This is a genomic window from Salinispora oceanensis, from assembly GCF_000383575.1.
In the GTDB taxonomy this organism is placed as follows: Bacteria; Actinomycetota; Actinomycetes; order Mycobacteriales; family Micromonosporaceae; genus Micromonospora; species Micromonospora oceanensis.
This window is the reverse complement of sequence record NZ_KB911579.1, coordinates 1,490,715-1,517,494: the sequence shown is the minus strand read 5'-3', so window position 1 is coordinate 1,517,494 and position 26,780 is coordinate 1,490,715. Positions and strand designations below refer to the sequence as shown.

The 26,780-nt window shown below is 67.9% G+C and carries 18 protein-coding genes and 2 pseudogenes; 9 read left to right on the top strand and 11 right to left on the bottom strand.

The genetic code is table 11. The annotated features are described in order from the left end of the window. Window positions 1–872: 872 nt before the first annotated feature. From SALPAC4_RS0106965 to leuS, 4 genes are all read right to left on the bottom strand, one after another. Window positions 873–2,387 carry a serine hydrolase domain-containing protein gene (locus SALPAC4_RS0106965; protein WP_019869689.1) on the bottom strand — a complete coding sequence of 505 codons (1,515 nt, stop codon included), beginning with the start codon at window positions 2,385–2,387 and terminating at the stop codon, window positions 873–875. After that, complete coding sequence (locus SALPAC4_RS0106960; RefSeq protein WP_223874707.1) at window positions 2,380–8,538, bottom strand: non-ribosomal peptide synthetase; 6,159 nt, start codon at window positions 8,536–8,538, stop codon at window positions 2,380–2,382. The genes SALPAC4_RS0106965 and SALPAC4_RS0106960 overlap by 8 nt, the downstream gene beginning before the upstream one ends. A 28-nt stretch (window positions 8,539–8,566) precedes the next feature. Then, a complete protein-coding gene (locus SALPAC4_RS0106955) occupies window positions 8,567–9,307 on the bottom strand; it encodes a 2OG-Fe dioxygenase family protein (protein ID WP_019869687.1) in 741 nt (246 codons plus the stop codon). Window positions 9,308–9,665: 358 nt separating this feature from the next. After that, window positions 9,666–12,143, bottom strand: a complete 2,478-nt coding sequence (leuS, locus tag SALPAC4_RS0106950; RefSeq protein ID WP_019869686.1) for a leucine--tRNA ligase — start codon at window positions 12,141–12,143, stop codon at window positions 9,666–9,668. A 329-nt stretch (window positions 12,144–12,472) separates the two neighbouring features. Between leuS and SALPAC4_RS29105 the strand changes: the two are divergent. Continuing rightward, window positions 12,473–12,583, top strand: a pseudogene (locus tag SALPAC4_RS29105) (transposase); the annotation flags it as partial. A 57-nt stretch (window positions 12,584–12,640) separates the two neighbouring features. On the opposite strand, the gene SALPAC4_RS26185 reads toward SALPAC4_RS29105, so the two are convergent. Continuing rightward, window positions 12,641–14,086 (bottom strand): DUF5937 family protein, encoded by a 1,446-nt coding sequence (locus SALPAC4_RS26185; protein ID WP_019869684.1) that lies wholly within the window; start codon window positions 14,084–14,086, stop codon window positions 12,641–12,643. 260 nt (window positions 14,087–14,346) lie between these two features. Here SALPAC4_RS26185 and SALPAC4_RS0106930 point away from each other — a divergent pair, with 260 nt between their 5' ends. The 3 genes from SALPAC4_RS0106930 (at window position 14,347) to SALPAC4_RS0106915 (ending at window position 16,479) form a co-directional block, all read left to right on the top strand. Continuing rightward, window positions 14,347–15,480 carry an IS630 family transposase gene (locus tag SALPAC4_RS0106930; RefSeq protein WP_027645114.1) on the top strand — a complete coding sequence of 378 codons (1,134 nt, stop codon included), beginning with the start codon at window positions 14,347–14,349 and terminating at the stop codon, window positions 15,478–15,480. Continuing rightward, window positions 15,473–15,766: a hypothetical protein gene (locus tag SALPAC4_RS0106925; protein ID WP_019869681.1), complete on the top strand. Its 294-nt coding sequence runs from the start codon at window positions 15,473–15,475 to the stop codon at window positions 15,764–15,766. Before SALPAC4_RS0106930 ends, SALPAC4_RS0106925 begins: the two co-directional genes overlap by 8 nt. Before the next feature lie 212 nt (window positions 15,767–15,978). After that, a complete protein-coding gene (locus tag SALPAC4_RS0106915; RefSeq protein WP_223874706.1) occupies window positions 15,979–16,479 on the top strand; it encodes a hypothetical protein in 501 nt (166 codons plus the stop codon). A gap of 320 nt (window positions 16,480–16,799) precedes the next feature. On the opposite strand, the gene SALPAC4_RS26180 is transcribed toward SALPAC4_RS0106915, so the two are convergent. Together SALPAC4_RS26180 and SALPAC4_RS26175 are read right to left on the bottom strand one after the other, a co-directional pair. Beyond that, window positions 16,800–17,599, bottom strand: a protein-coding gene (locus tag SALPAC4_RS26180; RefSeq protein WP_397538010.1) for an IS5 family transposase whose coding sequence is annotated in 2 segments (ribosomal slippage) — window positions 16,800–17,263 and window positions 17,263–17,599 — 801 coding nt in all. Because the reading frame shifts where the segments join, the coding sequence is not laid out codon by codon here. Window positions 17,600–18,104: 505 nt separating this feature from the next. Beyond that, window positions 18,105–18,419: a hypothetical protein gene (locus SALPAC4_RS26175; protein WP_223874705.1), complete on the bottom strand. Its 315-nt coding sequence runs from the start codon at window positions 18,417–18,419 to the stop codon at window positions 18,105–18,107. Between the two features lie 215 nt (window positions 18,420–18,634). Here SALPAC4_RS26175 and SALPAC4_RS0106900 point away from each other — a divergent pair, with 215 nt between their 5' ends. Beyond that, window positions 18,635–18,856, top strand: a complete 222-nt coding sequence (locus SALPAC4_RS0106900; RefSeq protein ID WP_019869677.1) for a hypothetical protein — start codon at window positions 18,635–18,637, stop codon at window positions 18,854–18,856. A 147-nt stretch (window positions 18,857–19,003) separates the two neighbouring features. Next, window positions 19,004–19,591, top strand: coding sequence for a hypothetical protein (locus SALPAC4_RS0106895; protein WP_019869676.1), 588 nt, complete (start codon window positions 19,004–19,006; stop codon window positions 19,589–19,591). 502 nt (window positions 19,592–20,093) lie between these two features. Here SALPAC4_RS0106895 and SALPAC4_RS26170 read toward each other — a convergent pair. The 4 genes and pseudogenes from SALPAC4_RS26170 to SALPAC4_RS25125 form a co-directional block, all read right to left on the bottom strand. Further along, window positions 20,094–20,405, bottom strand: coding sequence for an MTH1187 family thiamine-binding protein (locus tag SALPAC4_RS26170; RefSeq protein WP_029127496.1), 312 nt, complete (start codon window positions 20,403–20,405; stop codon window positions 20,094–20,096). Window positions 20,406–20,446: 41 nt separating this feature from the next. Continuing rightward, complete coding sequence (locus SALPAC4_RS28905; protein WP_019869675.1) at window positions 20,447–22,552, bottom strand: activator-dependent family glycosyltransferase; 2,106 nt, start codon at window positions 22,550–22,552, stop codon at window positions 20,447–20,449. Then, window positions 22,549–22,809 (bottom strand): cytochrome P450, encoded by a 261-nt coding sequence (locus SALPAC4_RS0106875; protein WP_223874704.1) that lies wholly within the window; start codon window positions 22,807–22,809, stop codon window positions 22,549–22,551. Before SALPAC4_RS0106875 ends, SALPAC4_RS28905 begins: the two co-directional genes overlap by 4 nt. A 2-nt stretch (window positions 22,810–22,811) precedes the next feature. Then, window positions 22,812–23,944, bottom strand: a pseudogene (locus tag SALPAC4_RS25125) (DegT/DnrJ/EryC1/StrS family aminotransferase). Between the two features lie 275 nt (window positions 23,945–24,219). Between SALPAC4_RS25125 and SALPAC4_RS25120 the strand changes: the two are divergent. The 3 genes from SALPAC4_RS25120 to SALPAC4_RS0106845 all read left to right on the top strand — a co-directional run bounded on the left by SALPAC4_RS25120 (window position 24,220) and on the right by SALPAC4_RS0106845 (window position 26,770). Further along, the gene (locus SALPAC4_RS25120) at window positions 24,220–24,750 is read left to right on the top strand and encodes a Gfo/Idh/MocA family protein (RefSeq protein WP_050564970.1); all 531 of its coding nucleotides are present in this window, start codon (window positions 24,220–24,222) and stop codon (window positions 24,748–24,750) included. Between the two features lie 203 nt (window positions 24,751–24,953). Then, window positions 24,954–25,928, top strand: coding sequence for a daunorubicin resistance protein DrrA family ABC transporter ATP-binding protein (locus SALPAC4_RS0106850; RefSeq protein WP_027645110.1), 975 nt, complete (start codon window positions 24,954–24,956; stop codon window positions 25,926–25,928). Further along, window positions 25,925–26,770: an ABC transporter permease gene (locus SALPAC4_RS0106845; protein ID WP_019869672.1), complete on the top strand. Its 846-nt coding sequence runs from the start codon at window positions 25,925–25,927 to the stop codon at window positions 26,768–26,770. The genes SALPAC4_RS0106850 and SALPAC4_RS0106845 overlap by 4 nt, the downstream gene beginning before the upstream one ends. Window positions 26,771–26,780: the final 10 nt, after the last annotated feature.

Below are 26,780 nucleotides of genomic sequence, written 5' to 3'. Positions count from 1 at the left end.
ACCGAAGACTATGCTGTGTAGGTCGTCCAGCCTTAACGCCATCTTACACATAAGAATGATCTATGCAAATTGCGGCGATGTTCCGCCAGTACTCGATCATCGCCGGCGTCGGACTTTGCGCCCGACGTGGGGCACCGCTCTCCGGTAGCGAGCAACCTGCATCGGGTCGATCGCTACCTTGCGGCAGCCGCCACCGATCAACGCCCGCACCCACGGGCCGCGGCCGGTCTCGATGCCCACGGTCAGCGCGGACGGATCCGCGTCGGCGCGACTGCCCACACATTATTGATCGACGCCGCTTTCGTTGTCACCAAGCTCCACGACTTCATCATCGCTGGCCGATCACCGGTCCAGACCTGGGCAACGCCTCCAGCCAGTTACGAGACATCCCTTGGCACTCCAGCCGCAGCTGGTGGATCCGGTGTGTTCGCCGGCTGTTCTGCCGGCTGGGAGCTACCCGTCACCGTGAAGACGCGCTGGTTGCGGGCCCGGCCAGGACGTAGTCGATCCTGTGCTGCTCCAATCGTGTGCGGAACTTCGAGTCCTGGCCGCAGGCCCCGTCGGCGGGTCGCGGGTCGCGGGGACCTTCGCGGCCGATCGCGGCCCCGGCACGGCGGGCCGTGTCGTCGCACCAGCCGCGCGGCAGGCACGACTCCCGGTCGGCCCGGGTGCGACCATGCGGGGCGGCGTAGGCGAGGAAGCCTGCCCGGCCGCCGAGCGACCACACTAGATCGAGGTGCGACCGCCCAGTCGGCCGTGCACCTGGCGTCGACGTCGACAGCCGCCCCACCGGCGGCAACTCGGCAGGGATCTCTTGCCGATAGAGCTGGCAACACCCCCGATCACACCGCTACCGTTGGAGTACCAGTTAGTTAGCGCCGCCTCCGCTGTTGCGGTCGGGCAAAGCCGTCGATGGGCATCGGGAAGTCCGCCGAGCTGGCACCGCATTCCAGTGCCCAAAGCCCTGCGGCGAGCCCCTCCCCGTCAACGAACCGCGCGATTGCATCCGGATCCGGAGCCACCCCGGCCATCGCATCGAAACACCGTTCGAACGCCGCGCCATCCCAACCCGACGGGTCGGTCTCACCCACCGGGCGTGCTCCTTGAATCATTTCCCGGACCGTTTCAACGGCCAACCTCTCGCTGACTCCCAGGGTCCCGTAAATGCGCTCCCCGGCAATCGCCCCCATCCAGCCCGATGCCAATGTGCTGGGATCGGGCCATTTCCGGTGACCACTGACGAATTTGCCTACCGACGGCATTTCCGCTGCCACCCACCGGCCGACCAGTCGACTCACGATTCCCGGAGCACTCCAGCCGATCGGATTCGCGTACCGCATCATGTCCCATTTGTTACCCAGCGCCACGACCACCAGATCGCGGTGCGGATAGACCCGCGCGTCCCACCAGTAACCCCATGGGTACGCGGCGGAGTGCCCCCACCACCAGTCCTCGCCCAGACGCCGATCGCCGAGCTCGAACGCGATCCCCGCGGCCGTCTCCCCGGAGGTGACCGGACTGGACCGGGCGATCCGTGGCGTGAGCATCCTGGCGAGTCCCGCCGGGGTGACGATTCCATCCTGGCCGTGTGCCGTGCGCAGCAGCCTCTGCAGGAGCCGCGCGTAGTCCGCGGGCGAGGTGAGCAGTCCGGCGGCAGGATAGGTGCCCGAGTGAAACGTGGGTGTCGGCACACACCAGCCGCCGAACGACATGTACCCGGTGCCGAAACTTCCGCCGGCGCTCAAATCGCCCCACCGTGACGGTTCCGACGATCCCGTGGGAAACGCCGAGTCGTACATCTCCGCCGACTTGAAGATCATCTGGTCGACGTATGACGCGTACTGCTGTCCGGTGACCCGTTCCATCGCACAGCCCATCAGCGACATGCCGAAACTCGAATACGAGTACACGCCGGGCTCGACGAAGAGCGACGCCACACCCCCGTACTCCCGGGTCCGGCCGACCGCGTGCCGCTCCCGAACGTAGTCGTTGATCGGACCCGGTGGGGTGAGGAGCGCGTCGATCGTGTCGATCCGGTATCCACCCTGGTGCGAGGCGAGCATCACCGAGCTGACCGGCCCGCCGCCCATCGGAATCCCCGTCCTGGTACCCGGCGGGAGGAACTCGTCGATCGGCGCGTCGAGGTCGATGTCACCGGACTCGGCGACCTGCATCAGCCCCAGCCCCAGCACCGGCTTGCTCAACGACCCGGCGGGTGCCACGGTCGCACACGTCATCGGCACCCGTCGGGCCAGGTCCGCGTAACCGCCCGCCACCGTACGCAACTCCGTGCTGGTCGCGAGGGCCACGGCCACACCCGGCGTACCGGTCGCCGCCATCACGTGCGGCAGCACCTCGTTGATCGCTTCGGCGATATCGTCAAGCAAGTTTCTTCCCCCGGCCCCATCCGCGGACGGCGTCGACGTGGGCCATGACGTCGGCGGGCGATGCGGTCGCCGGGTCGACGATCGCGGTGAGCGCGGCTGCGAGGCTCTGCCCGATCTGGCTGACCGCTTCCGGATCGAAGCGGCTGGTGTCGTACATGAGCTGCACCACCAGTGGCTGACCGTCGTCGACGACGAGGCTGAGTGCGAAGTGGTTGGATTCGTCGACCCGCAGCTTGTCGGGCGACAGTCCGCCGAGCGCGGAGCGCACCGGTTCCTCCACTGGATAGTTCCCGAAGACGACGATGCTCGTGAACAACGGCTTTCGGCGATCCACCTCGCTCCAGCCCGCAACGTCCACCAGTGAGGTGTGTTCCGACGGCACGCGACCCCAGTCCTCCTGCAACTCGCGCAGCCAGGCGACGAGCGTGCGTCCGGGGTCGACCCGGACGCGCAGCGGAAGGGTGTTGATGAAGATGCCGATCATCCTTTCGATCCCGGGAAGGCCGGCCCGCCCGGACGTCGTCGCACCGAAGACGACGTCAGCGGTGCCCGCGTAGCAGCTCAGTACGAGCCCCCACAACGCCTGGAACACCGTGCTCCGGGTGATCCCGGCGTCCCGGACGAAGCGCCCGAGACGGTCGGTGAAGTCGACCGGCAGGTCCACCTCGTGCAGGACGTGTAGTTGCGGGTGTCCGGTCGACCTCTCCAGGGGCAGCGCGGTCGGTTCGCTGAACCCGGCGAGGTACGCGGTCCAGAACTCCCGGTCCGGTGCCACGGGTCGTTCCCGCAGCCAGGCGATGTAGTCCCGGAAGGGACGCCGCGGAGGCGACAGCGCCGGCTCGTCCTCGCTGATCGCCCGGCAGAGCGCGAGGACGTCCCCGAGCAGCATGGCCATGCTCCAGCCGTCGATCAGGATGTGGTGCGACTCCAGGAGGACACGGCAGTTCGCCGGGTCGAGGCGGATCAAGGTCACCCGAACCAGGGGTGCGTCGTCGATGGCGATCCCGCGCTCGCGGCGGTCGCGCAGCAGTTCGTCGAGCGCGGTCTCGCGCTCCTGCGGCGACAGGTCGGACCAGTCCAGGTCGGTGACGGTCAGCCGCGACTGTTCCTCCACGACCTGTACCGGGCCACTCATCAGCTTCCACACGAACCGGGTACGCAGGATCGGATTGCGGCGTCCGGCCTCCTGCCACGCGGCCCTGAACACCTCCGGGGCGATGTCCCCGGTCTCCCAGCTCAGACGGGTGGTGTACAAGCCGATGTCCGCGGTCTGCACGGTGTGGAAGAGGATGCCCTCCTGGATCGGCGACAACGGATAGATGTCTTCGATCGAGCGGCCCGTGCCGAAGTGGCGTGCGAGTTCCGCGGTGGAGAGCCCGGAGAGGGGATAGTCCGCTGCGATCCGGAAACCGGCGTCCGGCTGCTGCGCCGCCCGGGCAATCTCCTCCAGCGCCTCGACCACAGCGTCAGCCAGCGCCTCGACGGTAGGCGCGTCGAGAGACTGGGCGTCGTAAGAGAGGGTCAGCTCCATCCGGTCCGCCCGGACCTGCGCGACCACCTCGATGAGGTGGTCGCGCGGCCGGCTGCCGGCGCTGGCCGCCCGCAGCGGGTCGCCCACCGGGGTGAACAGTGCGTCTCGCTCCGGCGTCGGGTCCACCCGTCCGAGGTAGTTGAGCAAGACCTCCGCCTTGGGCAGGCCGTCCAGCGGCCGGTCGTCCTCGCGCAGGTGGCGCAGTAGGCCGTAGCCGACTCCGCGCCGTGGGATCGCCCGGGTCGTTTCCTTCACCGCTCGGAGGCATCGCTGGACGTCGTCCGGATTTGGCAGCTCCACGCAGACCGGGAACACGGCGGTGAACCAGCCGACCGTCCGACTCAGGTCGAATTCCGGAAAGATCGGTTCGCGGCCGTGGCCCTCCACGTCGACCAGCAGCCGGTTGGTACCGGTCCAGCGCCGGAGGCCGACCATGAGGGCGGTGAGGACCGCGTCCTTGACCTCGGCCCGGAACACCACCGGGAACACGGTGAGCAGCGACCGGGTGTCTCCCGTCGACAGTTGCGCCGTGACGGACCGCATTGCCTCCCGTGTTCCACGGGCGTCGTGGTCTCGGGGAAGCGGGGCGACTTCCGGGGGCACGATCCGCCGCCACAGCTCGATCTCCGCGGTGGGTTCCGGCGAGGCCGCGTACTCGTGCAGTCGCCGGGCCCAAGCCCGGTAGGAGGTCGTCTTCGGCGGCAACGACGTCTCGGCATCCGCCGCGAGTCGCCGGCACGTACGGTCGAGGTCGTCAAGGAGCACCCGCCAGGAGACGAGGTCCACGCACAGGTGGTGGATCGCCATGACCAGGAACGCACCGCCGGTCGGACGGTCGGCCAGCACGGCCCGGACGACCTCACTGGCCGCGAGATCGAACGGTCGGTGCGCCTGCTCGACCGCGGCGTCGATCAGCCCACGGTCAGCGTCGTGGGCCGGTACACCGCTGGCCACAACCGGCGACAGGCGTTCAAGCCGTGCGGCCGGTCGGTACGGCTGGACATCCTGGTTCCACCGACCCGCAACGGAGGTGAAGGAGGCCCGTAGCATGTCGTGGTGCTCGATCAGCCGGTCGATCGCGCGGTCGATGGTGGCCGCGTCCAGCTCGGCCGCGACCGCGAGGACGACGTACTGCGTCAGATGGTCGCGTTCTGGGACCCCGACGTCGAGAAACGAGCGCTGGATCGGCGTGAGGTGGACAGGTCCGGTGATCGTCTCCTGCTCGGCCGCTGGGGCGGCGGCGGTCGTCACCGCGTCAAGCGGCGTGGCCGCGGCGGCCAGCTCAGCCAGGGTCTGGTGCTGGAACACCTGGTTCGGTGAGAAGCGCAGCCCGGCGGCCTCCGCTCGGGTGGCGATGTCGATCGCTCGGATCGAGTCACCGCCGAGCGCGAAGAAGTTGTCGTGGACACCGACCTCGTCGAGACCGAGCACACCGCACCAGACGTCGCTCAGGATCTGCTCCTCCCGCGTGCCCGGGGGCACGGGTGTCCGCTCCGCCAGCAGGGCCGAGGGCATCGGCAGCGCGTTCTGGTCGACCTTCCCGTTGGCGTTGAGGGGGAGCGCGTCGACCACGACCATCGCGCTGGGCACCATGCACTCGGGAAGGCGCTCGGTCACGTGGCTTCGCAGCGCGCCGACCAGGCCCGGCCGGTCCTCGTCCGGCACCTCGACGCCGGGGACGACGTAGCCGACGAGCCGTTTGTCGCCCGTCGGCCCCACTCGGGCCACCACCGCGACGTCCTGGACGGCCGGGTGGGCCAGCAGGTGGCTCTCGATCTCGCCCGGTTCGATCCGGAAGCCCCGGATCTTCACCTGGTGGTCCGTGCGCCCGACGTACTCCAGGGTGCCGTCGCAGTGCCAGCGGACGAGGTCGCCCGATCGGTACATCCGCGTGCCGGGGGCACCGAACGGGTCGGGTACGTACCGCTCAGCGGTCAGCGCCTGCTGGTTGTGGTAGCCACGGGAGACCTGGGTGCCAGCGATGTACAGCTCCCCGGTCACTCCCTGGGGCACCGGTATGCCGTTGGCATCGAGAATGTACAGCCGGGTGTTCCAGGTGGCCCGGCCGAGAGCGATCCGGGGACTGCCGGGCGACAGGGGTCCGTAGGTGGTCTGCCCCGACACCTCGGCCGGGCCGTACTGGTTCTGCAGCACCGCCATCGGCAGCACCCGGTAGCAGCGGTCCACCAGGTCGGTGGTGACCGCCTCACCGCCACAGTGCACCATCCGCAGCGTCGTACACGCGGCGGTCTCCGGCTCGTTCAGGAAGGCGCGGAGCATGACCGGCACGAAGTGGATCGTGGTCACCCGCTCGTCCTGGACGAGTCGCGCCAGGTACTTCGGATCCCGCTGTCCGCCGGGACGAGCGATGACGACGGTGGCACCCGCGCTGAGAGACCAGAAGGTCTCCCAGAGCGACACGTCGAAGCTGTACGGAGCCTTGTGCAACACGCGGTCGCCCGGACCGAGCCGGAACGCCTCGCGGTCGCACTCCATGAAGTTCACGAAGCCGAGGTGCGGGGTGAGGATGCATTTCGGCCGGCCCGTCGAGCCTGAGGTGTAGATGGCGTAGGCCAGGTTCTCCGGGACCACACCGGTCTCCGGGGCGGTCGTCGGGCGGTCCCTGACCACGGAGAGTTCCGGATCGAGGACGACGATCGCCGCCGCGAGGCCGGTGGGTAGTCGGGACACCAGGTGGGTCTGGGTGATCACGGCCACGGCGGCGGTGTCGCCAACCAGATAGCTCAGCCGCTCGCCGGGTTGGTCCGGGTCCAGGCACACCAGCGCGCCGCCCGCCTTCAGCACGGCGAGCTGGCCGACGATGGCCTCGATCGACCGTTCGACGCAGGTCGCCGCGATCACCTCGGGACCGACACCGAGGTCGCGTAGGTGGTGGGCCAGGGCGTTGCTGGACTCCTCCAGCTCGCCGTACGTGACCGACCGCCCCTCGGCCCGGATCGCGACGGCGCCTGGGTCCCGGGTCGCCTGGGCCGAGATCAGCTCGTGCAGACAGGCTCGTGGGACGTCGTCGCGCGTGGTGTCGTTCCACTCCTCCAGAATCCGGAACCGCTCATCGGGGCCGAGCAGCGGCAACGAGGCGATCGGCGTGGTGGGATCCGTGGCGGCGGCGTCCAGCAGGGTCTGGAAGTTCGCGCTGAACCGCGCGATCGTTTCGGCCTCGTAGAGATCGCTGGAGTATTCGATCCGGGCGGCGAGGCCGGTCCGGCTCTCCGCGAGGGCGATGGCGAGGTCGAACTTGCTCGTCGCGGTCCCGGTCGGGAAGGGTTGGACGGACAGCCCGGGGAGACTCAGTGGTTCCTCGGCCACCGAGCCCTCGACCGCCACGGCAGGGCCGGACGGCTCGTCGTCCCGGGGCCGCACCACCTGGAAGCTGATCTGGTGCAGCGGATGGACGCTGAGCTGCCGCACCGGTTGCAGCTCCTCCACCAGCCAGTCGAACGGCAGCTCCTGGTGATCATATGCGTCCAGGGCGGTGCGTCGTACCCGACGCACCAGCTCCACGAAGGTCGGATTGCCACTGAGGTCGGTACGCAGCACGACGCTGTTCACGAAGAAGCCGATCAGCGGTTCCAGCTCCACCCGCCCCCGGGCGGCGACCGGGGAGCCGACCACGACGTCGTCCTCCCCGGTGTACCGGGCCAACTGCACCATGAGCGCGGCGAGCAGGACCATGAACAGCGTCGCGTTCTCGGCCACCGCGATCGACCGCAGCGACTCGGCAGTCCCCGCCCCGACCGTGAAGAGGTGTTCACCGCCGTTGAACTGGGGAACCACCGGCCGCGGTCGGTCCGGAGGGACGGTCACGATCTGCGGCGCGCCACGCAACGCCGCCGTCCAGTACTCAAGGTCACCGCGCAGCCGTTCTCGGCTGGCGGCGGAACGCTGCCACGCGGCGAAGTCAGCGTACTGGATCGGCAGCTCAGGCAACCCCGACGGCAGCCCTCGGCCGGCCGCCTCGTACACCACGCGCAGCTCCCGGAACATCACCCCCATCGACCAGGTGTCGGTGACGACGTGGTGCATGGTGAGCAACAGGACATGGTCGTCCACGCCGAGCTCGAGCAGCTTGACGCGGAGCAGCGGACCCTTCTCGAGGTCGAACGGCACCGCCGCTTCGTCCCGGGCCAGCCTGAGCGCCTCCGCCTCGACCTCGTCCGGTGGCAGTGATGTCAGGCGGACCAGGTCGACGGCAACCTCGGCGGCAGGTTCGATGACCTGCACCGGCACGCCGTCGCGGACGGCAAAAGTCGTCCGCAGGACCTCGTGGCGCGCGACGACCCCGGTGAAGGCCGCACGCAGCGCCGACACGTCGAGCCGGCCGAGTAGCCGGTAGGCCATGGGCGCGGTGTAGACGGAGCGCCGGGACAGCAGGCGGTCGAGGACCCAGAGTCGCTGCTGGGCGTACGAGAGGGGCAGCGGAGAAGTCCGATCGGCCCGCTCGATGGCGTGCAGCGCCGCAGGCGTGAGGCCATCCCGCTGCTTGAGCAGGTCCAACAACCGCTGTCGGTGGCTGATCTGCTGATCCCCGGCCATTACGCGGGCACTCGGGTGGTCTGCGCCGGCACCGAGCCGCCCGGAGTTCGGACGATCATGACCCATCCTCCTTCGGGTGTCCGGGTGTTCCGGGCTACAGCCGGCCGGGCAGTGCGGAGTAGTTGAGCACCAGAACGTCACGGTGTGCCGGCTGGTCCTTGTCGATCGCCTCGATCGGGGTGACCGCATGGTAGGTGCGCTGGTCGTCGTTGAGCAGCAGTTCGCCGCGTTCGGCGAGGGTGACCGTCCGCAGTCGCTCACCGGCCTCGTTGTAGGTGCTGCTCTCGCCACCGGTGATGTTGAGGCGGTCGATGATGAGGGAGCCGACGAAGGTGACGCCGTCACGGTGGCGGCCCTCGGGCGCGGGCTTGCCCATCTCCTTCCCGGCCGTGATCCGTACCGGGTGCAGCTTGATCAGCCAGCGTTGGGTGTCGTCGATCGCGGTGAAGATCCGGCCGAGCGCGACGAGTAGGTTTCGCAGCAGCCGGTCCCCGGCGAACACTTCGGTGAGCGGTTCGTAGATCCGGTCGACGCCGCCGTTGAGCCGGTTGAAGAAGAGTTCCTGCCGGTACGGCTCGTGGGGCAGTGCGGTCAACTCGCCGCTATGCGGGTCCAGCATGAACTGCCCGTAGCGGCGATGCCGGTACGTACCGCCATCGGCCATGAACATGTCTTGTTCGAGGTCGTCCCAGTTACGCGCGAAGCGCGCCCAATCGTCGGCGTCGACATCGAGAATCCTGGAAAGATCGGCGGCGGACACCAGGCACTCGTGGGTGTCGGAGAGAGCCGCCACGATGGCACGAGCGTCAACGCTCAGAACCGTGCTGCTGGACATGGCCATCCTTCCTGGTGCTGTTCGGGCGAAGCTGCGATTCACGGATCATGCTGACGGAAGCGCTTGTCCGAACGCGGACATGTCCGTGACACGCCGACGCCGCTAGGAGCGCTGGCCAACGCGGAGATGATGGACCCGCTACGGTTAGTAGACGGCGGGTGATACCCCGCCAGGCCCGAACCTCGGTCAGATGGTTCCGTCGTGGCACGCCGATGGGCGGTTGCCACGGTGTGGCGCCTGCCTGTTGCCGTACCGGGCGACTACCGTCGGGACCGGCCGCACCGGCCTGCGGCGTCGACGTACGGGCGGACCCGGGACCCGGCGGGCGGCCGGGGACCCGGGACCGGCTGGTCGGCCCTCAGCGGGCGGAGACGATGTTGACGAGCTTCGGTGCCCGCACGATCACGCGGTCGACGGTGGCGGTGCCGATCAGGGCACGGATCCTGTCCGACGTCAGGACGAACTCCCTCAGCTCGGACTCCCCGATGCCCGTCGGCACGTCCAGCCGTTCCCGAACCTTGCCGTTGACCTGAACGACACAGGTGATCGTCTCCTCGACCAGCAGGGCTGGGTCGGCCTCGGGCCAACCGGCGTCGCTCACGGACGGCGTGTGGCCCAGCCGCTGCCACCCCTCCTCCGCCGTGAACGGCGCAAAGCAGGACAACATCCGTACCAGTGCCTCGGTGCCCTCGCGAACCGCCGGGTTGGCCGCACCCGGACCCCTGTCCGTGGCCTTGCGCAGCGCGCTGGTCAGCTCCATCAACCGGGCGATGGCGACGTTGAACCGCCGGTCGTCCATGGCGGCAGTAGCGCCGGCGATCAGCAGGTGCACCGCCCGCCGCAAGCCGGGATCGGCCTCCCCGGCGGTTTGGTCGGGCAGGTCGCCGGTGAGACGCCACACCCGGGACAGCCACTTGACCGCGCCGGTGGGCGATACGTCCGCCCAGTCGATGTCCTCCTCGACTGGTCCGGCGAAGACCATCGTGACGCGGACCGCGTCCGGGCCGTACCGGCTGATCTGTTCCTGGAGGTTGACCAGGTTACCCAAGCTCTTGCTCATCGCCTTGCCGTTCATGATCACCTGACCTTGGTTGGTCAGCCGCTCGAACGGCTCGTTGAACGACAGCATGCCCAGGTCGTAGAGGGCCTTGACCAGGAAGCGGGCGTACATGAGATGGCCCGTTGAGTGCTCCCGACCACCGATGTACTCGTTGACGGGTAGCCAGCGGGCCACCCCGGCCGGGTCGAACGGGCCGTCGGTGTAGCCGGGGTTCGGGTAGCGCAGGAAGTACCACGAGGAGTCGACGAAGGTGTCCATCGTGTCGGTGTCTCGGCGGGCCGAACCACCACAGCTCGGGCAGCTGGTGGCGACCCACTCCTCGGCACTCTCCAGCGGCGATCTGCCACCCTCCTGACGGAGGGTGTAGCCCGTCTCCGGCAGACGCACCGGCAACTGGTCGTCGGGCACCGGCACCAGCCCGCAGGCGTCGCAGTGCACGATCGGGATCGGGGTTCCCCAGTACCGCTGCCGGGACAGCAACCAGTCCCGCAGCCGGTAGGTGACCGCCCGCTCACCGAGCCCCGACCCGCTCAGCCACTCGATGATCGCAGCGCCGCCCTCGGAGTTGTCCATCCCGGTGAAGTCACCGGAGTTGACCAGCCGCCCGGCGCCCGTGGTCGCGACGCCCGTCTCGGTCGGGTCTGGCGCGCCGGTGTCGACGACGACCCGCACCGGCGCCCCGAGAGCGCGGGCGAATTCGAGGTCACGCTGGTCGTGCGCGGGAACAGCCATGATGGCGCCGGTACCGTACTCGGCCAGCACGTAGTCGGCGGCGTACACCGGGATGCGCGCACCGCTGACCGGGTTGACCGCCGAGACGCCGAGCGGGACCCCGGTCTTCGGCCGGTCGTTGGCGAGCCGCTCGATCGCCGTGCTGGTCACGGTCTCCTTCCGGTACGCCTCGAACGCCTCCCGCTGTTCGGGTGAGCACAGCTCGTCGGCGAGCGGCGAGTCGACCGCGACGACGAGGAAGGTGGCTCCGAACAGGGTGTCCGGTCGGGTGGTGAAGACGCGTACCGGCCTGTCCCGGCCCTCGACGGCGAAGTCGACGTGCGCGCCCGACGACCGGCCGATCCAGTTGCGCTGCATCGCGAGGACCTCGTGCGGCCACTTGCCCTCCAGCTGCGCCATGTCGTCGAGCAGCCGCTGCGCGTACGCCGTGGTCCGGAAGAACCACTGCGTCAGTGGGCGCTGAATCACCCTCGTCCCGCAGCGCTCACACGCGCCGGCGACAACCTGTTCGTTGGCGAGCACAGTCTGGTCGGTCGGACACCAGTTGACCGCCGCCTCCTTGCGGTAGGCCAGGCCGGCGGCGAACAGTCGCAGGAACAGCCACTGGTTCCAGCGGTAGTACTCCGGGTCGGAGGTGTGGAACCGGGTACGCCAGTCGAAGGAGACGCCGAGCCTGCGAAACGACTCCGCCTGGGTCTCGATGTTGGTGTAGGTCCACTCACGTGGATCGAGGTTGCGCTTGAGCGCGGCATTCTCCGCCGGCAGGCCGAACGAGTCCCAGCCGATTCCGTTGAGGAGGTTCGCGCCGCGCATCCTGAGGTAGCGGGCGAGTGCATCGCTGATCGAATACACCTCCGCGTGACCCATGTGCAGGTCACCTGAGGGGTATGGGAACATGCTCACCACGTACGACCGTGGCTGTTCCTCGTATCCGCTGGTGAGATCGCGCGCCTCGAACGTGCGGAGCTCGTCCCAGACCGTCATCCACTTGTCGATGATGGCGTTCGGGTCGTAGACCTCGGACCGGGCCTCGTCGTTGATCATCAAGGATCTCCACACAGTCGAATACGGCGGGGGACAGTTTGTCACACCGTATGTGGGGCGTGCCCTGCCGACAGCGCGCCGATGCGCCCGCCTGAGATCGCGTTGGAAATGTGTGCTGGTCGGGCGTGCGCACAGTGGGTGCTACCGACGACCCGGGTCCGGTCGGTAGACGGGCATGGATCGAATGCGGCGGTATCCGGCTGACCTGACCGGTGCCGAGTGGGAGATCGTCGAGCCGATGCCGCCGTCGCCGCAGTGGATGGGCAGACCGGAGTAGCATCCCCGGCGGGCGATCGTCGACGGCATCCTGTACGTGGTGCGGACCGGCGTTGCTGGCGCTCGCGGGCCGGAGCGGCTGCCCGTGGCGGTACCTGCCGGTGGACTTCCCGCCCTGGCAGACCGGGTACTCCCACTTCACACGGTGGAACCGGCGTGGTGCGACCGATCGGGTCCTCGCCGCGTGCTGGCAGGACTGGGCACCGCCCGGGTCGCGCCGGTCAGCTGCTGAGGCGGATGCGGACCCGGCGATTCTGCCGGCCCTTGCTCTCGACCTTGACCACCTGCACCCGCCCGACCTGCCCGATGGACGCGACGTGCGTGCCACCGTCGGCCTGCACGTCGAGGCCCTCGATGTCGACGATCCTGACCTCCTGCTCGTCCTGCGGGATCAGGTTGGTCTGGGTCCGCACGATGTCGGGGATGGCGAGAGCCTCCTCCCGGGGCAGCACCCGCACCGACACCCGCCGATCGGTCGCCAGTTCCTTGTTGACCGCGTCCTCCAGCAGGGTCTTGAACCCGACGGGGACCTGCGGTAGGTTGAAGTCCATCCGTGCCTCGCCCGGCTCCATGTTGCCGCCGGTGACCAGCGCGTCGAAGTCACGGAACACCACCCCGCACAGCACGTGCAGCCCGGAGTGCGTGCGCATGAGCATCGTGCGCCGGTCGTCCTCCACAGCGCCCCGCACCTCGATGCCGACCGGCGGCACCGGGTCGCTCTCGGCGGGGACCAGGTACAGGTCGTCGCCCTTGTGCGTGCCGACGATCCGGGTCTGCACACCCTGCCAGAGCAGCACACCATGGTCGGGCGGCTGCCCGCCCCCTCCGGGGTAGAAGGCGGACCGGTCCAGAACGATGCCGCGGTCGGGGTCGACGTGTAGGACCCGGCACGTCCACTCGCGCAGTGAGGGATCGGCCAAGTCGAGCCGCTCGGTGCGGCCATGGTGGGAGATGCCCATGGAGCCGCAGCGTACTACCGTTCGTCGCTCCCGGTGACCCCCACACGGCAAGCACGTCGACCGCCTCGATGCCCTCCCCGCGAGCGTGGCTGCAAGCGGTGTCTGGTAGTAGAGCACTTCACGGCCGCGTCGTCTGGCGGTGACGAGGCCGGCGTCGCGGAGAACGGCGAGGTGTTGCGAGACGGTTGCCGGGGCGAGGCCCACCCGTTGGGCCAAGCTGCCGATTGTGCTGGGGATGAGGGTTTCGGCCAGCACGGATGCGCGCCCAGCGCCGAGGAGTCGCACGATCGCGGGTGGCTGTGTGGCGGGCTCCCAGAGCTGCGCTGCGTCGAGCATCGGATACACCAGCACCGGGACAGTCACGGAACTGTCGTCGGTGGGGCCGATCCCGAGATTCGGCCATCCGAAAACGGTCGGGACGAGAACGAGGCCGCGGCTGCGCAGATCCACGGCCCCGCGCCGGAAGCCGGTGAGGTGCAGCTCGTCGTTCCTCCACGTCGCCCGCGGGTGCAGATCCGCGAACAGCCGCTCCAGGCCGCCATCGGCCAGCTGCCGAGACCGGGCGGTGATGTCCGCGTCGAGCAGGCCGCGCATCCGGCGCCAGAGCGGCGCGACCAGCGCCTGCCAGGCGAGTCGCTGTTGCGCGACCAGCATGTCCCGGGCGGTGACGGGGTCGCCGGTGAGTGCGCGGTAGACGTCGGCGGGCACGGTGCGGGGGTCGAGGCGACGAGCGTGCTCGGCGAGCTCCGCGGCGACGACGCGGGGATCGGTCGCCCGAACCTGGGCGAGATCGTCCTCAATGGTTGTGCGCGGGCCGGTCGGGCTCGGCCACAGGAAGTCGGGCCCGTGGCCGCGGCTCGGCGCGGCGACGTTCAGCAGAGCTAGTGCCGCATCAGGAAACGTTTGCCTTGTGACGACGCGCCGTGGGGGTGCTGGTCCGGGCGGTGCGGTGTCGCCAGGCTGTTCGGGTGGCAGAGCGGGTACGTGTGCGTGAGATCGATGACGACGAGGGGCAGCGGCTGCGGCGGATCATCCGCCGGGGCACCGGTTCGGTGGTGACCTGGCGGCGAGCGCAGATGGTGTTGCTGTCCGCGCAGGGCATGCCGGTGCCGAAGATCGCGGAGGTGACGTTCACCAGCGCGGATCGGGTCCGGGATGTGATCCACAATTTCAACGCCGACGGCTTCGACTCGCTCTATCCGAAGTACAAGGGCGGCCGGCCGAGGACGTTCACGCTGCCGGAGCGGCGTGAGATCAAGAAGATCACCAAGTCCAAGCCGGCCGAGCATGGCCTGCCGTTCTCGACCTGGAGCCTGGCCAAGCTGGCCGACTTCCTGGTCGCTGAGGGGGTGGTCGACGACATCAGCCACGAGGGCCTGCGGGTCCTGCTCCGCGAGGAGGGCGTGTCGTTTCAACGGGTGAAGACCTGGAAGACCTCCCGCGACCCGGACTACGCCGCCAAGAAGGCCCGCGTCGAGCACCTCTACGCGATCGCTGACGGCGAGGTCATACCCGACGACGACGAGCCCGAAGTCGTGTTCTGCCTGGACGAGTTCGGTCCCTTGAATCTCCAACCTCATCCCGGGCGGCAGTGGGCCGAACGCGGCGGACGACACAAGAGCCCTGACCGGGAACCCCGGGCACGCCGGCGGGCGACCTACACCCGACCGCACGGGATCAGGCACCTGTTCGCCGCCTACGACCTGGGCAAGGACCAGCTCTACGGCCACATCAAACCGACGAAGACCCGCACCCGGTTCCTGGAGTTCTGCCGGTACCTGCGCAGCCTGCACCCGCCCCAGACCCGGATCGCGATCGTGCTCGACAACTACTCCCCACACCTGAGCACGAAGAAGGACACCCGCGTCGGCGACTGGGCCGCGGCCAACAACGTCGAGTTCGCCTACACACCCACCAACAGCTCCTGGCTCAACCGCATCGAGGCCCAGTTCACCGCCCTGCGCTACTTCACCCTCGACGGCACCGACCACGCCAGCCACCGCCAGCAGGGCAGCATGATCCGCCGCTACATCATCTGGCGGAACAAGAACGCCGCCGATGAACGCCTACGCGAGGTAGTCAACAGGGCGAACGTTGCCTGATGCGGCATGGGAACGCTTCCTACGGACCTTCCTGCTCAACGATGGCGCGAACGTCCGCAACCTCATCGCTCACGGGTTCGCCCGCAACGTCGGCCCCATCGAGGCTGCCTTGGCACTTCGGGCCGGCGCGGTGCTGATCCTGCTCACCACCGACCGCGCAGTAACCCGGGATGTCGAGACTGTCCGAGCCGCCGTCGCCGCGCCTGCGGCTGGCACCCGTCACCGCCCGTGGAGCCAGCGCCTCGTCGCCGCTCTCTGGGCGGCCCGCCGTGAGCTCCGCAACTAATTAGAACCGCAGCTCGGCGTCGTCACCACCATGGCAACGGTTCGGCGTCCGAAAATGTCGGTCCTCCCACCTACCCTCACGACGAAGAATGGCAGGAGGAATGTGGCCCATGTCGGAGCAACTCGACAAGCTGCTGCAGCACCGCTACATCTACGTGCCGGGGGGGCCAGACCAAGGACACAATCGAGCCGGGTAAGCGGCTCGGCCTCGCCGTGGCGCGAAGTCGCCGCGCTCGCCTGACCGTGGTCGCACCCCAGAAGAACTCGGCCACCCATCACCCCGAGCTGGCCAAGTTGGAGATCGTCACCGAGCGGAGCGGCTCTCCACGAGACGGGGGAGTAGTTCTCGCCTGGTGTCCGACCTACAAGGTCATGGAGAAGGTCCAGCGCCTGGAGAAGAGCGTGGTGGTCCTGGTCGAGTGGATTCCCGGCGAGTTCGACGCATGGGCGAAGCTACGCGGCGCGTACAACGCCGTGACCCGTCAGGTCATGGACTTCGGTCTCCGACCGGAGGCGATCAAAGCGCTTGAAGGCATCGTGTACGAGGGCTACAACGGCTGGCACGACGACATCGCCGCCCGGATGACGCGAAGCCACCTCGAAGACCTGACCAACGCCGGCGCCTACGACAGAGAACTGATGCTCGCCTACGCCCGTCAGACCAAGTCCGAGACGAGCATCCAGCGACTCAAGAAGATCATCGACAGGTCGTAGGCGCGCCGACGGCAGTCTTCGATGGCGTCGGTCAGCGGCCCAATTCACCGTAGTGGGTAGTCAGATGCGTGGATCACTCGACCGTCACCGCCGATGATCCGCCTTGGTGACATCCCGACCTCCGCTCACCACCCTGCCCCAGCCCAGGTCAACCGCGACCAACCACCCGGGCATCCACCTGAGCACAGAAGTCCCACAACACCAACCACAATGGACATTGACTCCACCCGGAGGCACCGGCGTCCCGACCATGATCTAGACCAGCTGACACGCAAACGCCCTGGTCAGCACCGACCGGCACGGATCCCGCCTAAGAGGTCCTAACTCTTTGAGTGTTGGAGTCGGCGCCAGCAGATGATGGCGCAGGCGAGGGTGAGGAACGCTTCGTGGATGTCGTCGCGGATCTCCCAGCGGATCCGTAGCCGGCGGAACCAGTGCAGCAGGGCGATGGTCTGCTCGACGACCCAGCGTCGGGTGCCGAGCCCGGACCCGTGGGCGGTGCCGCGTCGAGCGATGACCGGGGTGATGCCCTTGGCGCGGAGCTGGCGTCGGTAGCAGTCGTAGTCGTAGCCGCGGTCTGCGTAGAGCCGCTGTGGTCGTTGCCGAGGGCGGCCGCGGATGCCCCTGATCCGAGGGACCTTGTCGACCAGGGGCATCAGTTGGGTGACGTCGTGGCGGTTGCCGCCGGTCAGTGCCGTGGCGAGGGGGATGCCGCCCGCGTCGGTGATGACGTGGTGTTTCGAGCCTGGCTTGCGGCGGTCGACCGGGCTCGGGCCGGTTTTGGGCCGCCCTTGAGCGCCCGGATGTGGGAGCCGTCGATCACCGCCCGCGACAGATTGAGTTGCCCGGTGGCCCGGAGTTTGCCCAGCAGGACTTCGTGTAGTTGCTGCCAGACGCCGGCGTCGTTCCAGTCCCGCAGCCGGCGCCAGCAGGTCATTCCTGACCCGAAGCCGAGCTCTTGGGGTAGGTACTCCCACGGGATCGCGGTGTAGAGCACGAACAGGATCCCGCACAACACCTTGCGATCGTCGAGGGGCTTACGGCCGGGGTAGCGGTGCCGGCGTGGTGGTCGGGGTGGCAGCAGCGGTGCGATCTCGGCCCAGAGCTCGTCCGAGACGATCCACGGCGGCTGCTGACCCCTCCTCACGTTCAGACAGAACGAGCCTCACGTCCCGAGGACACGCCCAACATCATTTCGTTAGGACCTCTAAGCAGCACAGTGACAACGGAGCACCATCGGAGCACCAGATTCCAAATTCTGGGACAATCCGTCCCAAGCCGTAGAAGCGATCAAGGCCGTAACCAACGTTTCCGCTGTTCACGGCCTTGATCGTGAAGTGCGCCCGAAGGGATTCGAACCCCTAACCTTCTGATCCGTAGTCCGAAGTGTAATTTAATCCCCTTCAATTTTTCCCCTATTAGGAAATCTATCCCGGCCGAATCCAGCCCAGTTCCTCCACGTCCCATCGGATCCCTGCAGGTCGGCGCCCCGCAGCCCTCAGGTATCCGTGCTTCTCGATTTGCCGGATGCCCTCGCTACGGGCATCAAATCCGGCTGCATCCCTGTACGTCCGTATCAGTACCCCGACGTCCGAGCACCCACGGAGCACCCTCGAGATCATCGGCTAGGCCGAATCGTGGGGCTGTAACGGTTTGTCGGCTCCAAGTTGTCGTGTAGGAAGCCGGATGTTCCCCGCGGGTGTAGCCCTGGACTCGCTTTGGTCGGCCACCGGTAGGTGGCCCGGGACGTACGCGTCGTTGTGGGTGCGACGGCAGCGGAAGAAGTAGGTGCTGCTGACTGCGCAGGTGCCGCAGGCGAGAATGCCGGCCATCTGCGGATAGCGGCGCTGCCATTCGAGGTCAAGGGCGTACACGTCGGACTTGCGCGGGACGGGCTTGCGGCAAAGGCAGCAGGTGATGCGCAGGCGGGGCGCGGACATCGGCGGAGTCCTTTCGTTGGGGTCGGTCAGGCGATCTCACCGCTTGCCTCGACGACCTGACCCGCCGGTTAACCCTCGGCCTCTTCCGGGACTTGACCAAACCCATAAGGACCTCCCCCGCCCGCCGTGTCGCCGACGCTATCGATGTGCGTCGGACCCAGCGTCTACCCTCGCCTGCGCCGCGCCGGCGAGCCTCACGATTGAGGGAGAATCAGATGACCGACCATGCCGACAAGGACACCAGCGGCGAGGCCGCTGCCCACCAGGCGGTCCCCCCGCCGAGGGAGCCTGTCGACGTGACCATTGTCGGGTCCGACTTCCCGGACCTGGCCTGGACCGGGCAGCACCTCGCCGGGCTGGCTCAGCCCGTGATGGCCAACTGGACACGCATCGGAATCGCGCCCTGGTCCTGGTCGGTTGGGGCGGCTACCCGCTAGCTGGCGGAGCGCCTCGCCTCGTTCGATCAGATCGGAAAGAGCCTCGCCTCGATCGAGACGGCCATCCGGTTCTCCGAAACCAGCCTGACCGCCTTCACCCGCCTCTTGGAAACCCTGCCACCGAACTGGCCCGATGGTCTGAGCAGCGTGAGTGACAAGGACCTGTTCGCCGTGGTCCAGGACGAAGGCATACCGCTGGTGTGGGTGCCCAGAGGGGAAATCGTGAGTGACGTGCTCGCGGCACCGGACCGGCAGGCACGTATCAAGATCCTACTCGCCCCGTCCGGTGAGGTGATGCAGGACTGCCGCGACGCGCTACACCACGCCAGCGGCAACTCTGATGTGACCAGCCAGGTGCCACTGGCCCACAAGGCCATCGACGCCTTCGACGGCGGACACACCGAAGCCGCTCAGGTATTGGCCGTGGTGGTCACCGAGACAGCGGTGTCCCGCACCATCCACCACCAGTATCACAAGGTCCGCGACATGGTGAAAGTCGAGCCTGCGAACCTGCCGATCGGGCAGGTGCGACTCAGAGCCGCCCTCGCACCGATCCGCCCGTTCTACACCCAGTGGTTTCCCCACACGGGTGCTCCACCGCCGGCTGAGCTAAGCCGCCACGTCAGCGTGCACCAGGCCGACGCCGGGCACTACACCGACAGCAACGCGCTCATCGCGGTCATGCTGGCCAGCTCCGTACTGCGCGCGTTGCAGGGCATCAACGACCTGCCGTAACCGCCTTCGCCGCAGCCGCGGCCTCACGCCCGGGGCCAGCAATAGGACGGCAGTGACAGAATCTCATCGTGGGCCGCAGTCATACCTACTAGCCATCCGTCCACATCGCCAGCGGCCACTGTTTGCTCATCTGGGCCTACCCGCAGCCGGGTGATGCAACTATCCCTCGGCTCAGACCGCTCGCCGCCAAGCCTTGGAACTCTATCCCGAGGATGTTGTAGGCGATAGGACGATTATTAATCTTGACAGAGCTGCTGCTTTAATCGCTCGCGGCGACGCAGGTCGTGGCGCTGACCTGATCAGCGCCACCCTAGACGCTCTACCCCTCGAGCGTCAGGCGACAATCTTCACAGCTGCAGCGTCTCGAATAATTTTGAGCGCCCCAAAAGGTGCGGATACTGCCCACGATGCGGGCTTGCGCCGAGCTGGTTCGTGACGTCGAGCAGCAAAATCATGCCGGACATGCCAGACATGCCGGGAGGAAGTAGGCGCTATTGCGCTGCTACGCCCGATCATCCGCAAGGTACCGCTCGACCGCCTCTACCTTGTCTGTCAGTGCGTTGGTAGCCGCTGGTCGGTAGTCCACTTTAATAACCGTGCTGACCCTGGGTGCTCGGACTGCCACCGCATCGACCGCCCTTCGTACCACCTCGAACACGTCATCCCATGAGTCACCCTCAACGAGGGTAAACATCGCGTCAGTCTGGTTCGGCAGGCCCGATTCGCGGACCACGCGTATAGCCTCAGCCACAATCTCCCCCACATCCTCGCCTACGCCAAGTGGAGTAACCGAGAACGCGACAAGAACCGACATGGCAAGATCCTCCGAGGTTCGGCCTGGTGAACGTGCCGCGGTTAGGGTAGCCAGACGGACCGGTCGTGCGCGAACATCACGCGGGCCGGGTCGAGCCGCGCTATCTGCCGTACCCAGGCCGGCGCCGGATCCAGCGTCTCCGGGTGTCCGTCGGCGTCCGCGCGCAGGTTGGCGAAGTCGCCAGCGAACGCACTCGCGTCCCGGTGGCTCTGTCCAGCGAGGATCAGCGTGCCGTCGGAATGCCGCACCGCCAACGACTGGTGTCCGAGCGTGTGGCCCGGCGTCGGCAGGACGGTGACGCCGGGGACAATCTCCGTCTCGCCATCCAGCACCTCGTACGTCAGCCCCGGCGCGTCGACCAGCTCCGGAAGCGTGTAGTCCTCGGTGGTCCGGGCGGTTTCCAGCTCGGTGCGTTGCGTGAAGATCGGCCGACCGGCCAGGTCCGGATTGCCGCCGCAGTGGTCGTAGTGCAGATGGCAGTTGACCACCATGTCGATGTCGTCGATGGACCGTCCGATGTCGGCGAGCGCGGCTCGGACGTCCCGCCGCCGCGGCTGGTACCGTGCCTCGACCGACGGATGGGTGCCCATGCCGCTGTCGAAGAGGATCCGGCGTTCGTCATTCTCAAGCAGGTACCCGAGCACGGGTACGGCGGCAGGCGAGCCGCCGGTCTCAGCACTCGGTCGAATGACATATCCAAAATCAATGCGACATACCGAAAAGTCCTGCATCGCCTCATGGTTGCATGAGCGGTGCAACCATGCCGCGTCAGCAACACCGCCCAACCGATGGAAGGATCTGCCGCGATGAGACAGGCAGCGCGTGCACTCGTGGTCGGTGCCACCGGCGCCTCCCGAACGGTGTTCTGCCGTCAGCCTCTGCAGGATCGGCACCAGATCGTTCGGGGTTGGCTCGGCCAGCACCTCGCGCTGCACGCGCCGGGCTCCCTCGGCGAACGACGGATCGTCGAGCAACCGGTGCAGACTGTCCCGGAGCCGGTCGGCGGTCAGGTCCGCCCGTGGCATGGTCAACCCCGCTCCGGCGCGGGCCACTGCCTGCCCGCGTACGGCGTCCCAGGGGTCGGTGAGCATCAGTTGCGGCACGCCGTGCACCTCCGCGGTGGACCGGCTGCCGCTGCCGCCCTGGTGCAGCACCGCTGAGCACGTCGGCAGCAGGTCGTTGAGCGGCACGAAGCCGACCGGCCGGACGTCGTCGGGCAGCCGGATTCCGGCGAGCAGCTGCGGTTCGATGGTCAGCAGAATCTCCGCGTCCAGGCCCTCGACCGCGTCGAGCAGGCCGCCCAGCGAGAGCGAGCCCAGCACTTGGTCGAGAGCGCTGATCGGCTGGCCGTCGGTGCGGCTGCTGAGGCCGAGGGTGAGGCAGACGCGCGACCGCTCCGGCGGGTCACGCAGCCAGTCCGGTAGCACGGACGGCCCGTGGTACGGGATGTAGCGCATGCCCACCGTCCGCAGGCCGACATCGAGCCGCATGCTGGGCGGTGTCATGTCGACGTTCCACTGACCGGTGACGATCTCCTCGTCGAAGTGACTGCCGAACCTCGCCAAGGTCGCCTCCAGCCACTCTGCGGTGGGATCGAACCGGTGCGCGGGCGGCTGGCGCTCGGCGAGCCGCAGCATGGCGCGGCGGGCCCGGACGGCGATGTCCGGACCCCACAGGAAGCGAGCGTGCGCGGTGCCCGAGACACGCGCCGCGATCGCACCGGCCAACGTGTACATCTCCCAAAGCAGCAAGTCTGGTCGCCATTCGGTGGCGAACTCGGTCAGGCCGTCGATCATCGGGTCACTGTTGGTCGTGGCGTACAGCCCCGAGTTGGCGACGTGCTTTAGCTCCAGCAGTTGCCGCAGGCTCCAGTCCTGCGCGGAGTTGCCGGTGTAGTCGAAGACCCGGACGAAGTCGAGGCTGTCCATGAAGGTCTGCCCGAGCAGTTCTGGCGCCCACGCGTCCACTCCGAACCAGCCGGCCGGGCCGACCGGGACGGCGGTGAGGCCCGCCTGCGTGATGGTGTCGGCGAGGTCGGGCTGGCTGGCCACCCGAACCTCGTGGCCGGCCGTGCGCAACGCCCAGGCCAGCGGTACCAGGGAGTAGTAGTGGGTGGGTGCGGCGAAACAGGTGAACAACACCTTCACGGACGTCTCACTCTCCTGTCGGCCCGGGCAGGCAGTTCGCGGATGGCGCGGGTGACCGGCGCCCGTACCTCTCGGATCACCGGTCCCGCCGCCTCGAGTACGGGGAACCGGCCGGCCAGCTCGGTCAACGCGGTGACGGTCTGGGCACGGGCCAGCGGCAGCACCGGCCCGGCCGGCCGCCCGGGCAGCAACACGGGCCGGTCCGGGGAGACCGGCCGGCCGGGGCGGTGTCCGTATTGCATGGCACTCCGCATCATCGTCAGGCCAGAACCTGGGTCGCGCCGCGGACGGCGACCAACTCGGCCAGGGCAGTGGTGATCAAATCGACGTCGGCATCGCTCAGGCCCTGGTGCAAGGGGAGGCAGAGCGTCGTCTCGGCGGCCTGCTCGGCGTTCGGTAGCCGGGTCTCAGCGCCGTACGCCCGTACCTGGTGCAGTAGCGGGTAGCGAAAGGTGGTGTAGATCCCCCGCTCGTACAGGGCCCGGGCGACGTGATCGCGGATCGCCGGATCTATCTGCACCCAGTACAGGTAGTAGGAGCTCTGGTGGCCAGGCGGCAGTGGCGGCGGGAGCAGCAGGCCGGGTACGTCACCGAGCGCGGCATCGTACCGGTCGGCGATCATTCGCCGGCGGGTGACGAAGCCTGCCAGCTTCCCCAGTTACACGCAGCCGACGGCGGCCAGGACGTCGTTCATGATGGAGCGACGGGAGAACGACGACACCTCGAAGTCCCACCAGCGGGTGTTGCCGCGCATCGCCTCGGCGTACCCGGTCGTCTGTTCCAGCCCGAAGTACGCCAGCCGCACCGCCCGCGCGGTCAGCTCCGGGTCGCGGGCGTAGAGGACGCCGCCATCGGCCGACACCGCGATCTTGGCGTGGTCGAAGCTCCACACCCCGATGTCGCCGAACACGCCGCAGGCCCGCCCGTCGGCGCGTGATGCCTGAGCGTTCGCCGCGTCCTCGATCAGCTTCACCCCGCGGTCCAGGCACAGCTCCGCGATCTGCGCGACCTCGCCGGGGTAGCCGCCGTAGTGCAGCAACAGCACGCCTTCGTCGCGGGGGTCAGCGCCGTCTCGACGTCGCGCACAGTCGGATTCAGCGTGCGCGGGTCGACGTCGCAGAAGACGGGCCGCGCACCGTGCGCGGCGACCGCGTTGGCCGTGCCCACGAACGTCACGGTGGGCAGGACGACCTCGTCACCCGGGCCGACACCGAGCAGTTCCATCGCCAGGAAGGTCGCCTCCGTACAGGAGTTGGTCGAGGTGATGTGCTCGCGGGGGACACCGAGATGTGCGGCGAAGGCGGTCTCGAACTCCGCGACCTTGCGGCCCTTGCCGACTCGGCGGCTCTCGAAGACCTCCCCGACGGCAGCGAGCTCCTCCTCGCCCAGCATCGGCTGGAACACATTGATCATTTTTGGCCTTGTCGCGGGCCCGTCCGCTGAAGGTGCGCTCATGGCTTCCGAATGTCGCAGCGCGCACTCGGATCCGGCTAAAGCGGCGGGTGAACCGGGTCGCGCCAGCCGGGTGGCGCCGGTGTAGCGATTTTCAAGTGCCGCTCTGCCCGGTGGCGCTACGTTCGGCCGATCGACCCGGCAGGGCTCCCGCCGAACGCCGTCGCGCGGGCACCCGGGCCCAGCCGATTGCCATAGATACGGTGAGGTGGCTGATGTCGGAACGCTATACCGGGCGGGTACTGCGTGTGGGGGTCGTCGGGTGTGCCGACATCGCCATCCGCCGGATCCTTCCCGCGCTCGTCGAACTGGAATCAACCGAGCTCGTCGCGGTCGCCAGTCGGGACCCCGCCAAGGCCACCGCGGTAGCGGCCACGTTCGGGTGCGCCGGTGTCGGCGGATACCAGAACCTGATCGACGATCCCGGCATCGACGCGCTGTACATCCCGCTGCCGCCCAGCATGCACCACGAGTGGGTGGGCCGGGCCCTGCGCGCCGGCAAGCACGTGCTCTCCGAGAAGCCGCTGGCCGTGAACTACCAGCAGACCGAAGACCTGGTGCGGCTCGCGCGCGCACACGACCGGGTGCTCGCCGAGAACTACATGTTCCTGCACCAGGTACGCAACACGCTGTCCGCGTTCGTGGCCGCGGCGACCTCCGCCGACTCCGAGAGGCCCGCCTTCGACCAGGCGCTGTTGGAGCAGGCCATGCTCGTGGAGCAGGTGCGTGCCGCGGCGGCGGCGTGACATCGGTACCTGAATACGTATTCGCGTACGCGCGTTATTTACGCTTCCCGAGATAGCATGATTCTGGATTGTCAAGCGGATGCCCCGATCCGCCCATGAAATCCGGACGGGACATCTTATGTGCAATCCCGGAAGGGTTCGAGTAATGTGCCGGCCGGGAGTGCCTCCACCTCCTTCCAATCATCCACGTACGGGAGTTGCATGTGAATTCCGACCCTGCCATCCGCACGAGGGGCCTACGGAAGTCGTTCGGCGAGACCATAGCGGTGAACGGCATCGACCTGACCGTGCAGAAGGGCACGGTCTACGGCGTACTGGGGCCCAACGGCGCCGGAAAGACCACGACGATCAGAATGCTCGCGACGCTGCTGCGACCGGACAGCGGCACCGCCGAGGTATTCGGCCACGATGTGGTCGAGCAGGCGCAAACCGTCCGCGAAATGGTCAGCCTCACCGGCCAGCTCGCCAGTGTCGACGAGGGCCTCACCGGCTACCAGAATCTCGTCCTGCTGGCACGGCTGACCGGCTACTCCCGCCCTGCCGCCCGGCAGCGGGCCGACGACCTGCTCGCGGCGTTCGACCTGGCCGACGCCCGCGACCGGATCGCCCGGACGTACTCCGGAGGGATGCGGCGCCGCCTGGACATCGCCGCGAGCATTCTGAGCGCACCTCGGCTGATCTTCCTCGACGAACCGACAACCGGGCTGGACCCCCGCAGCCGTAACCAGGTCTGGGACACGGTCCGGGCCGTCGTCGCCCGCGGCACCACGGTCCTGCTGACCACCCAGTATCTGGAGGAGGCCGACCAACTGGCGGACCGGATCGCCGTGATCGACCAGGGCCGGGTGATCGCCGAGGGTACGCCGGCCGAGCTCAAGTCGTCGGTGGGCGGCGGGGCGTTGCACGTCCGGCTCACCGACTCCACCCAGCGCGAGCAGGCAAAGCAGGTGCTCACCCGGGTACTCGGAACGTCCGTGCGTCCCACCACGGACTCGGCCATCCTCTCGGCCGGTGCCGGCGATCCCGCTCTCGCTGGCCAGGCACTGACCGCCCTGACCGCCTCGGGCATAGCCGTCGCCACCTTCTCGCTCGACCAGCCGAGCCTGGACGAGGTGTTCCTGACCCTCACCGGCCATCGCGCCGAGGACACCAACGGCACCGAGGAGTTGGTCCCGTGACCACCACATCCGCCACCACGACCACGCCCGCCGACAGGGGGTTGGACACGGTGCTGCTGGCACCCGAACGTCCGCGGCGGCCCAGCCCGCTGTCCGCGACGCTCACCCTGGCATGGCGGGCCGCGATCAGGATGAAGAACGAAGTAGTGGTGCAACTATTCGACGTTTTGATGATGCCGGTGGTGTTTCTTCTCATCTTCAGTTATCTGTTCGGCGGGGCCTTCGCCGGATCGGTCGACAATTACCTGCAATTCTTCCTTCCCGGGGTGCTCGTCATGGCTGCCGTCATGCAGACTTTGGCTACCGGCCATACCGTGAGCCTGGACATCGCCAAAGGTGTGTTTGATCGTTTCCGGACGATGCCCTTCTGGCAGCCTGCCAGTCTGGTCGGCGCCATGATCACCGATTTGGGCCGCTACCTGCTGACCCTGGTGCTGACCGCCGCGCTCGGCCTGTCGCTCGGATTCCGGCCGGACGCCGGGGTCGGCGGTATGGCGTTGGCGATCCTGCTGATCCTGGCGTTCTCCTTCGCCTTCGCCTGGATCTTCACCACCATCGGGCTACTCACCCGCAGCCCCGACTCGATCCAGGCGCAGAGCATGCTGTTGATGGCCGTGGTCTTCTGCAGCAACATCTTCGTGGACTCCAGCACGATGCCCGGTGTGATCCGGGCCATCGTCGACACCAACCCGATCAGCCACCTCTCCACGGCGGTACGCGGGTTGGTGCACGGCACCGTCACCGCCGGCCAACTCGGCTTGGTGGGCCTCTCGATCGGTGCGCTCTTGGTGATCTTCGGACCGCTGACCATGGTGCTCTACCACAAGCGTAAGAACGGCTGATCGCCCCACC